The sequence below is a fragment of the Streptomyces sp. NPDC048361 genome (assembly GCF_040651795.1).
Lineage (GTDB): Bacteria > Actinomycetota > Actinomycetes > Streptomycetales > Streptomycetaceae > Streptomyces.
The window spans coordinates 1-7,056 of sequence record NZ_JBEZKW010000117.1 but is presented as its reverse complement, the minus strand read 5'-3'; the positions used below and the strand labels follow the sequence as shown (position 1 = coordinate 7,056).

The window sequence follows — 7,056 nt, the reverse complement described above, 5'->3', positions numbered from 1 at the left end:
GCGGGGCCCAGAGGCGTGTCGTACGCCGGCCCGGGCGTTGGTGCGGGGCCCAGAGGCATGTCGTACGCCGGCCCGGGCGTTGGTGCGGGGCCCAGAGGCATGTCGTACGCCGGCCCGGGCGTTGGTGCGGGGCCCAGGGCATGTCGTACGCCGGCCCGGGCCGTAGTGCGGCGCCCCCGGCCGTGGCGCGGCACCCCGAGCGGCGCGCCGGCCCCCGCTGTAGTCCGCCGGGCCCAGCCGTGGCACGGCACCCCGGGTCGCGGTACGCCTGCGACGGGTAGCGCTCCCGGGGCATACGGCCCGCCCGGCCCGGTGGCCGGATTCCTCACCATTTCCCCACACCTCAGGGACCGCGCGGGCCCCCGCGGCAGCGAGGACCGCTCGGTCGGCCTCTTTCGCCCGGGGGCGGCGGGTGTCCGAATGCGGGCGTTCACCGTGCGGAGTTCACCGGCGCCGCGAGGCCGCCACCAGGGAGGCGTCCGATTCCGCATCGCACACTCCATCGCGCGCCCCGCACCACCCTCATGCCCCCTTCGCGCCGGTGCTCGCCCCAACGCGCTCTCCCCGATCGCAAGCGAAAGACCACGGCAAGGGTCCCACAGCCCGCCCGGAGCGGCGCCGATTCCCCTTATGGATGAAGGGAGTCGCAGTTCACAGCTGTCGGGTCGCTCGGCACGCGGACCCCGTGCCGGCCCTCCGCCGCGACGCGCCATCCCTCGCGCCCCGGTCGCACGCCCACTTCCCCTCTTCCGGCCGGCCCGAGCGCCACCCGGCCCTCCCGGAAGATCACCAGGTCAGCGGTGTCGCATGGGCAGCCGGGCCGTCCCGGCGGCCAGGTGCGCGAGGCACCGGCGTTCGGTTCGCCACCCCTGCCGGGCGCCCCTCTCCGCCACCCCCCGCCACCCCCGCGGCGCCACGGCGTCGACGGAGGCCGCGGCGCGGGGCCGCATCGTTCACTCACACGCGTGAAGGAGAGTCCACTTTCGGCACGGTCGAAGCTGAATCGGTTCTGCAGTTGTCCCCAGATGTCACGACCATGCTCATTAGATTCCGCTTCCTGTCCCTCAGTGCCACATGCCCACGAAAACTTTGCCGTGGGCGTGTGGCAGAAACTTGTGTGAAGGGGATGCAATCGACTGGGACCGGACGGGGCCGAGTCGCACACAACGCATCGTCTTCCCACGCCAACTCGCTTGCTTCTGGCCAAGGTTGACGATGAACACGTAAAAACCGACAGTGATCCGCCATAGAAGAGAGGTCGGCCCCTCGGGACGGGAACCACTGCCGATGCACCACCTGCCGGGGCCACCCCCGCGGCGGGCGATTCGCGGAGGAGGGCTCGCGGATGTACGGATACTTCACCAGCCGGCTGCACCAACAACTCAGGGAAGACGTCAGGCACTTCGCGGAACGCGAGGTACGGCCGCGGATAGCCGAGATGGAGACGGCCCGCACCGTCCAGCACGAGCTGTCCCGGCTCATCGCCCGTCAGGGCTGGATAGGGGCCACGGTGAGCCCGGCGTACGGCGGCATGGGGGTCGGGCACCTCGGCAAGACCATCATCATCGAGGAGCTGTCCCGGGTGAGCGGCGCGATGGGCGCCATGGTGCAGGCCTCGCAGCTCGGCGTCGCCAAGATCCTGCACTTCGGCAACGAGGAACAGCGTACGAGGTGGCTGCCGGCCGTGGCGGCGGGGGCGTGCCTGCCGACGATCGCGGTCACCGAGCCCGAGTCGGGCGGGCATGTGCTGGGCATGACCGCGAGCGCGGTGCGGGACGGCGACGATTACGTTCTCAACGGCCGGAAGATCTACGTGGGCAACAGCCAGGTGGGCGATCTCCATGGGGTGATCCTGCGCACCGGACCGGGGTCAAGAGGGCTCTCGGCCTTCCTCGTCGAATCCGGGCGGCCCGGCTTCTCGCTGGGCGAGCACCGCGAGTCGATGGGGCTGCACGGGTTCAGTTTCGGTGAGGTCCGCTTCGACAACTGCCGTGTACCGGCGGCCAATCGGCTGGGCGAGGAGGGCGACGGTCTCGCCGTCGCGTACTCCTCAAGCGTGTTGTACGGGCGCGCCAATCTCACCGCGGTGTCGCTCGGCATCCATCAGGCGATCCTGGAGGAGACCACGAAGTTCTGCCGCGAACGCGTCCGCTACGGCAAACCATTGCACGAACTCCCCAACATCAAAATCAAGTTGGGGCAGTTGCAGTCCCGGGTGATGACGGCACGGCTGGTCGCCTACCACGCGGTCCAGCTACTCGATGAGGGGCTGCCCTGCGATGCGGAGCTGATGAACGCCAAGGTCGTCAATGTCGAGTCGGCTCTCGACTCGGCGCGCAACGCCATGGAGATCCACGCGGCGGCCGGTCTCTTCACCGATCGGCCCATCGAGCGGTATCTGCGCGACGCCCACCACATCTTCGCCCCGGCCGGTACCTCGGACATCCAGCACCTGAGACTGGCCGAAGTCGCCCTCGGCACGGCGAAGGGCCAGTGGTCGCAGAAGCTCTCCGATCTAGTGCGTACGGAGGAGCTGGCCGCCGCGGCCCACTGACCTCCGGAACACCGGGACACGAAGGCACGGAGGCACGGAGACACGGAGGCACCGAAGCACCAAGGCACTGATCACCGGTGCACCGCGGGCGGGGACGGCTCAGATGCGGCCGTCCTCGCGCCGGTGGATCTGCTCGATGAGCTCCGCCGCCATCGACTTGATCGTCTCCAGGCCTGCCCTGCCCCACGGCCGGGGTTCGGTGTCGACCACGCAGATGGTGCCGAGCGCGATGCCCGTACGGTCGATGAGCGGTGCCCCGAGATAGGAGCGGATCCCGATCTCGTCAACCACCGGGTTGCCCGCGAACCTGGGGTAGTCGCACACGTCCTCCAGGACCAGGGCCTTGCGCCGCACCACGACATGGGGACAGTACCCGTGGTCGCGGGCCATGATCCGGCTCACCCCGCCCGTCCCGGCGACCGCGGCGCCCAGGTCCGCACCGGTGTGGGCGCCGTTCGGGGTGTGCAGCCCGGCGAAGAACTGCTGGTTCTCATCGATGAAGTTGACCATCGAGAAGGGGGCGCCGGTCACCTCGGCGAGCTTGCTCGCGAACGCGTCGAAGGCGGGGTCGGGCAGTTGCCCCATGCCCAGCTGTCGCAGCCGCTGCACGCGTACCGGCGCCTCACGGTCGACGGGGGTGAGCAGAAGGTGTCCGGTCGGGTCGTACGTCATAGTCAGGCTCCATGGCTGGTGGCTGCCGGGACGGTGGCGAGCAGATGCTGGACCAGGGTGACCAGCGTCCGGATACCGGAGCTGCCGATGCGGGCGTCGCACAGCACGACGGGGACCTCGGGCTTGAGGTCTATGGCGGCCCGCACCTCCTCCGGGTCGTAGCGGTACGAACCGTCGAACTCGTTGACGGCGACGAGGAAGCGGATGCCCCGCCGCTCGAAGAAGTCGACGGCGGCGAAACACGCGTCGAGTCTGCGGGTGTCGGCGAGGATCACCGCGCCCAGCGCGCCTTCGGACAGCTCGTCCCACATGAACCAGAAGCGTTCCTGGCCGGGCGTACCGAAGAGGTAGAGCACATGCCGGTCGTCGAGGGTGATGCGGCCGAAGTCCATGGCGACCGTGGTGGTGGTCTTGGACTCGACCCCTTCGAGGCTGTCGTGCGCCACGCTGACCGTGGTGAGGAGCTCTTCGGTGGAGAGCGGTTCGATCTCGCTGACCGCTCCGACGAAGGTGGTCTTGCCGACCCCGAACCCGCCCGCGACGAGGATCTTCAGCGCGGTCGGGAACAGGTCCACGGCGTCCTGGGCGGGGCGGGTGTCACAGCCGTCGTCGTAGGCCATCGAGCACTGCCTCCAGCAGAGATCGGTCGGTGGGCGTATGGGTGGAGCGGGGTGCCCGTGCGGTCACCGCCCCGCAGTCCACGAGATCGGAGAGGAGCACCTTGGTGACGACGGCCGGCAGCCGCAGATGGGCGGAGATCTCCGCCACCGACGTGGGGCCCTTGCACAGGCCGAGCGCCTGCGAATGCTCGGGACCCAGATGCGTCTGGGGAAGGGCGCCGGTCGCCATGACCTGGGAGAGCAGGTCGAGGGCCGCGGTGGGCCTGGTGCGGCCGTTGCTCACCGTATAGGGGCGGATCAGGCGCCCGGCCGCGTCGTCGAGCCATGGCCCGTCCTGAGGGGAGCCCACGGTCAGCTCCTCAGACCGCTCGATGTTCCGGCGCCCTGCCGGGCCGGCGTCACGAGGTAGGGACGTACGCTCTTGACCAGCATGGCCATCTCGTAGCCGAGGACCGCCGCGTCCGTCTCCCGGCCGGCGAGTACGGCGAGACAGGTGCCCGAACCGGCCGTGGAGACGAACAGGAGCGTGGAGTCGAGCTCCACCACCACCTGCCTGACCTCGCCGCCGTCACCGAAACGCGCCCCGGCGCTGCGGCCGAGCGAGTAGAGGCCGGAGGCGAGGGCCGCCATGTGGTCGGCGCTGTCGGGGTCGAGGCCGTGAACGGATTTCACCAGACCGTCGCAGGAGAGCAGAACCGCATTGCGGGTGTAGGGAACCCGCTGGACCAGTCCGCTCAGCAGCCAGTCGAGGTCCGAGACGTGTCCGGTCGGCGCATCGCTCGCCATGGTGCATCTACTCCTTGGAGTGTTCGGCGTCCGTTTCCGACGGGAGCGCCGTGGGTGACTGGTGGGTCGGGTGTGCGGTGTGGCTCTGCTGTGCCTCGGCGAGCCCGATGCCCCGTTGGAAGGCGGCCATCAACCCCGGGTCGTGCAGGGTGTGTTCGTCGTTCCTGCGCGGCACGGGGGCGTCCCGCAGCTGCGGTACGAGGTGTTCCTGGCTGCGCCGTTTGGGCAGGTCGGGGCGGCCCATGGTGCCGCGGACGGCGCCGTTCTGGGATCTCGGCGCGACGATCAGCAGGGGCTCCGCGCCTTCGGGGGTGGTGCCGTGGTGGACGCCGGGCGCCGCGTCGGCCGGGTTGGGCCGTTCCTCGTGCGCACCGCGCACAGGCAGCGGGCCGCTTCCGCGACCGGCCGTGGTGGGCTCGGACAGGGAGCGCCGGGGCGGGGGCAGCAGGTCGTTGGAGGGGGCCGAATGCACGGGCTCGGGACGTACGGGCTCGGGGCGTACGGGGCCCGGGTGTACGGGTTCCAGGTGTACGGGTTCCAGGTGTACGGGCTCCGGGCGTACGGGTTCGTGGTGGCCGGCGGGTTCGTGGTGGCGGCCGGTGACTGGCTCGCGCACCGGCGCCGGAAGGGCGCCCGGCAGGGGTGCCGCCGGGTCGGTCAGACGAGCGGCCGGCTCGGTCAGCCGTGCGGCCGGGTCGGGTGCCGGCGGCCCCGCGGCGCTCCACCCCTCGCCGCCAGGCTCCCCGCCCGGCTCCTGCTCCAACGCATGCACCTGTGCCTGTGCCGATGTCTGTGCGTGTGCCGATGTCTGTGCCTGCGGACGGTCCTGGCTCGAACCGTCGCCCGGCTCGGAGCCCAACAGGCCCTGCGGCAGCACCAGTACGGCTTGCACGCCACCGTAGATGTTGGTCTGGAGCCGGACCGCGATCCCGTGCCTGCGGGCGAGCGCGGAGACCACGAACAGTCCGATGCGGCCGTCCTGGAGCAGATGGGCCACGTTGACCTGGTCGGGGTCGCAGAGCAGCGCGTTCATCTTGTTCTGTTCGGTGACCGGCATGCCGAGGCCGCGGTCCTCGACCTCCACGGCCAGACCCGCCGTCACGAACTGGGCGCGCAGCAGGACTTGGGTGTGCGGAGCCGAGAACACCGTGGCGTTCTCGACGAGTTCGGCGAGCAGGTGGATCACGTCGGCCACGGCGTGGCCGCGCAGCGTCCCGTCGATCGGCGGGACCAGCTTGACCCGCGGGTACTGCTCGACCTCGGCGATCGAGGAGCGCAGGACCTCGGTCATGGTGACCGGGTGGGACCACTGGCGCCGGGAGATGGCGCCGCCGAGGACGGCGAGGTTCTCGGCGTGCCGGCGGATGCGGGTGGCGAGGTGGTCGACGTGGAAGAGACCCTTGAGCAGCTCCGGGTCCTCGACCTCGTTCTCCAACTCGTCCAGGAGCTGGATCTCGCGGTGCACGAGAGACTGAAGCCGGCGGGCGAGGTTGACGAAGACCTCGACCTTCTGCTCGTTGCCGACGCTGCTGGAGAGCTGGGAAGCCTGCACCACGGCGACCACGGCCGCGTCGTGCGAGCGGGTCAGCTCGTGCGCAAGCAGCTCGAACTCATCTGCACCGGGCGGGAGTTGGGACGGAGCGGGGCGCGCGGGCGGCCCCTCGCCACGACGCAGCGCCTCGACCACCGTACGGAGATCGGCTGCCGACCGCGCGCTGCCCCGGCGCAGCCCGTTGGCGCGGCCGAGCACGGTCTTGGCGGCCCGGTCGGCGCCGATGCCTGCCGCGACCAGCGCGGCGAGCGCCAGGACGGCGAGGCCCGCGAGCAGCGCCCAGAGCCCCATCGAGGGGTGCCTGCCGGTGGAGTGCAGAGTGAAGGCGACGGCGGCCGCGCCGCAGAGCACCGCGACGGTGGCGGGCAGGACGGCGGCGCGCAGCAGATGGGGTCGTATGCCGGGTTCGGGCGACGTACGCGGGCCGGAGGCGCGCGGCGTGTGGCGCGCGGGATCGTGGTGGCCGGCGTCGATGTGGGCCTGCTGCGGCCGGGTGGTGTTACGGCCGTGCCGTCCGCCCTCGCGGCGGTCCGGCCGCGCTGCGGGTGCGCGGAGATGAGACATCGGCGTCCTCGGTGCGTGGGGTCCCATGGATCACTCTGGCAGGGCCCAACTCGGCTGATGTGAGCCCCATTTTGATCGTCGACCACTCACCGTAGTCGCCTGTGCGTCACCCTCGGTGCGCTGTTGCCAAAGTTCCCCGGCCGGGGTCCCACTCTGGTATGACGCCTCGCACGACAGATCGATAACCTGCGGGAACGCGTCCCGCCGGGCATGGAACGCCTGATGCCGCTTCCCTCGTCGCCGGTCTGCGACGCGAGGCCCGCGCGCGAAAAGGTGGGGCCGGTAGCGGGCGGGGCCGGGGCGTCAAC

6 protein-coding genes are annotated in these 7,056 nt (G+C 70.8%); 1 reads left to right on the top strand and 5 read right to left on the bottom strand.

The annotated features are described in order from the left end of the window. Positions 1-1,345 precede the first annotated feature (1,345 nt). Complete coding sequence (locus AB0D31_RS34230; protein WP_362730702.1) at positions 1,346-2,554, top strand: acyl-CoA dehydrogenase family protein; 1,209 nt, start codon at positions 1,346-1,348, stop codon at positions 2,552-2,554. A gap of 99 nt (positions 2,555-2,653) precedes the next feature. Here AB0D31_RS34230 and AB0D31_RS34225 read toward each other — a convergent pair whose 3' ends face one another. From AB0D31_RS34225 to AB0D31_RS34205, 5 genes are read right to left on the bottom strand one after another with little or no spacing between them, the layout of a single operon-like run. Further along, the gene (locus AB0D31_RS34225) at positions 2,654-3,226 is read right to left on the bottom strand and encodes a GAF domain-containing protein (protein ID WP_362730700.1); all 573 of its coding nucleotides are present in this window, start codon (positions 3,224-3,226) and stop codon (positions 2,654-2,656) included. A 2-nt stretch (positions 3,227-3,228) separates the two neighbouring features. Further along, complete coding sequence (locus tag AB0D31_RS34220; RefSeq protein ID WP_362730697.1) at positions 3,229-3,846, bottom strand: ATP/GTP-binding protein; 618 nt, start codon at positions 3,844-3,846, stop codon at positions 3,229-3,231. Then, positions 3,824-4,195, bottom strand: coding sequence for a DUF742 domain-containing protein (locus AB0D31_RS34215; RefSeq protein WP_362730694.1), 372 nt, complete (start codon positions 4,193-4,195; stop codon positions 3,824-3,826). The genes AB0D31_RS34220 and AB0D31_RS34215 overlap by 23 nt, the downstream gene beginning before the upstream one ends. A gap of 2 nt (positions 4,196-4,197) precedes the next feature. Further along, on the bottom strand, positions 4,198-4,632 hold the full coding sequence (locus tag AB0D31_RS34210) for a roadblock/LC7 domain-containing protein (protein WP_362730691.1): 435 nt from the start codon (positions 4,630-4,632) through the stop codon (positions 4,198-4,200). 7 nt (positions 4,633-4,639) lie between these two features. After that, positions 4,640-6,748 carry an ATP-binding protein gene (locus AB0D31_RS34205; RefSeq protein WP_362730688.1) on the bottom strand — a complete coding sequence of 703 codons (2,109 nt, stop codon included), beginning with the start codon at positions 6,746-6,748 and terminating at the stop codon, positions 4,640-4,642. Positions 6,749-7,056 lie beyond the last annotated feature (308 nt).

What these genes read in the sequence shown, in the direction of transcription:
- AB0D31_RS34220 (WP_362730697.1), bottom strand. Translation starts at nt 3,846, where the DNA reads ATGGCCTACGACGACGGCTGTGACACCCGCCCCGCCCAGGACGCCGTG.
- AB0D31_RS34205 (WP_362730688.1), bottom strand. Translation starts at nt 6,748, where the DNA reads ATGTCTCATCTCCGCGCACCCGCAGCGCGGCCGGACCGCCGCGAGGGC.
- AB0D31_RS34225 (WP_362730700.1), bottom strand. Translation starts at nt 3,226, where the DNA reads ATGACGTACGACCCGACCGGACACCTTCTGCTCACCCCCGTCGACCGT.
- AB0D31_RS34210 (WP_362730691.1), bottom strand. Translation starts at nt 4,632, where the DNA reads ATGGCGAGCGATGCGCCGACCGGACACGTCTCGGACCTCGACTGGCTG.
- AB0D31_RS34230 (WP_362730702.1), top strand. Translation starts at nt 1,346, where the DNA reads ATGTACGGATACTTCACCAGCCGGCTGCACCAACAACTCAGGGAAGAC.